1 protein-coding gene is annotated in these 1630 nt (G+C 52.1%); it reads right to left on the bottom strand.

Features of this window, described 5'->3' with window-relative positions:
* Positions 1 to 485 precede the first annotated feature (485 nt).
* The coding region (locus AC1D1P_RS22820) for a trypsin-like serine protease (protein ID WP_477674564.1) at positions 486 to 1630 on the bottom strand (1145 nt) is incomplete at its 5' end.

Below are 1630 nucleotides of genomic sequence, written 5' to 3'. Positions count from 1 at the left end.
CTTCACTGTTTTCACTTCTGGTCCCCGGGCGGAAGGCGGCTTGTGCTGCAACCTTGTTGTTTTGGTGATCGCGCTGATCTTATAGTTAAAGCACGCCGCAGACAGGGGAAATATCTACGGATGCTGGATTCAGGCCTGTGAAAACGCGCCCGCACCCGGTCTCCGTTCATGCGCAACTTTGTCACTACTTCGGCTGTCTCCGCCAACAGCATGCCCTTCTTCCACACCCTCAACCGGTTCGCCCGCAAGCGGATGGTCTCCACCGGGTCACGCACAGCGCTGCAAGCCGATACAGAACGCCGCAACTTCCTGTCAATGTACGCAACGTGATTGGGTAAGGATTTTTGAACCACACCCAGACTATTGGCATCGGGGGGCGAGAAAACCACAAGTAGTGTGGGGAACGCCCACACTCTGCACTTGTATGGGTCTGTAAGAGGATTTAAAAGTCACTGAATGCCATGGCAAGTAGACTTAGGTTGGGTTTATTGAATGCAGGCTTCAGGAAGCCTGCCGCAGATAAAACCATGATTTCGTGAGCTTAGCAAGGATGCATGGCCTTGAGCGGAAGCGATGCACGCGTCCGCGCTGCTCGTGTCCGCAGATTGGAGCAGGGCACTCACTACACCAATCAGTCGCGGAYTGCTACTTATGCCATTCACCCGCCCAGCGAAAAGTCCTCCGCCGGAATCTCCCCCACAAATACCACCTGCGGTCGATCCTGCAGGTGCGCCAAAAGTGATCAGGTCAGCGTTGGCATCCAGGCCTTCAGGTAGGTTATTTCGAATTGCCACCATTAATGTGAGATCGCTGTTGTCATAAATGTTGGTAACGCCATAGCCAACTACACTGACCTGTGAAGACTTGGGAAGACCACTGAGTATTCTGACGCTCTCAATACTTGAGGGGAGTGCGTCCATATCCGACTTCTTCAACCTCAGAAGTGCAATATCTTTTCCCTCTCGAATCATCTGGTTAAGAGCGTCAACAGTATTCGGGAAAGCTTCCGGAATACCGTCTCCGAGCCATTCGGTTGCTTCGACCAAAACTTTTTTCATGTTTAGATTCAGATGTCCTCGCATCGCGTTGACCGTTTCGGAACCTTGTTGAAATGGCAAGAAGACCGCAACCTCGGCCGGCGAAAACTTACCTCGCGTCTCTTCGTTTAGCAAGCAATGAGCTGCAGTTAGAAACCAGTATTTCGCTATGACCGTCCCTGAGCAAAGCATGTAGTTTTTGTCCGGACGCGTCAGCGCCAGCATGCCGGAGTAAAGCAAACCCGACCTCCATACCGTCGGCTGGAGTCCCTTGTAATTCCCAGGGATTTTCCCAGGCTGGGATTTGTCAGGTGCGTTCACCTCGGGATTGGTGCTAAAGACCGCACCGAGTCCGAGCACGATACGGTTATTTTTATCCAGGCGAAGCTTCGAATCCAGGATGCGAGAGGCGATCTCCGGGTTTGAAGATTTGCGAGCCAGCTCCAGAATTAACTTGGAATCTATTCCGCTTGCGTTGATCCTTCCCGAGGGAATCTGATCTTTCAATGCGGTGCCCAGTTTGAGCAGGTTTAAACGTGCGTTTGCCTTGTTATTCAGATCAACGCCGCTACGGCCGCTTTGATCCTTAAGAA

The sequence above is a fragment of the Polaromonas sp. P1_E1_2 genome (assembly GCF_056406035.1).
Note: the sequence above shows the minus strand (reverse complement) of the source record. Positions and strands in the feature narration are given on the sequence as shown.